At 62.0% G+C, this 673-nt stretch carries 1 protein-coding gene; it reads left to right on the forward strand.

What is annotated here, in order from left to right; translation table 11 throughout:
- Positions 1–336, forward strand: a 336-nt coding sequence (locus tag NZ740_10725; GenBank protein ID MCS6772471.1) for an SIS domain-containing protein, incomplete at its 5' end; no start/stop codon positions are given.
- Between the last annotated feature and the right edge of the window lie 337 nt (positions 337–673).

The following is a 673-nucleotide window of genomic DNA, read 5'->3' on the forward strand; positions in this document are numbered from 1 at the left end:
GCAGGCGAGATGAAGCATGGACCTTTGGCGCTGGTGGAGCCAGGAGTCACGGTGGTCTGCTTCGCCACCCAGCCCCACACCTTCGAGAAGATGGTGAGCAACATGAAGGAGGTGAAGGCGCGCGAGGGGTTCGTGCTGGCCGTTGCGCCTGAGGGGCATGAGGAGGTTCTGCGTCACGTTGCGGACGAGGTGATTACCTTACCGCCTGTGCATCCCGCCTTCGCGCCGGTGGTGAGCATCGTGCCGATGCAGTTGCTAGCGTACTACATCGCACGCGAGCGGGGCTGCGAGATCGACCAGCCGCGCAACCTGGCAAAGAGCGTGACGGTAGAGTAGAGGCTATCGTCTAAGGACGGGGAGGCAGTTTCACGCGGAGGTTCGCCCTCCAGCGCGGTCGTGTACACACCTGGCGCTGGAGGGCGAGACTCCCGCCGAGCTGTCCACCTGTCCTGCTAAGCTGCAGGCGAAGCGTCTCCCGTCCTGTCATACTGAACGGAGTGAAGCATCTCCTAAGATTCTTCGCTCCGCTCAGCGAGGCAGCGCGTCGAGAAGCCTTCTCCCCTCACCTGAGGGTTATACCTCAACGAGGGGATGACCAAGGGATGACACGCCGTTTTATTCCACACCTTCTAGCAGCAGAACCCGTCGCCCAAACACCCCCCCGCCCTTGCTT

Source organism: Kiritimatiellia bacterium (genome assembly GCA_025054615.1).
In the GTDB taxonomy this organism is placed as follows: Bacteria; Verrucomicrobiota; Kiritimatiellia; order CAIVKH01; family CAIVKH01; genus JANWZO01.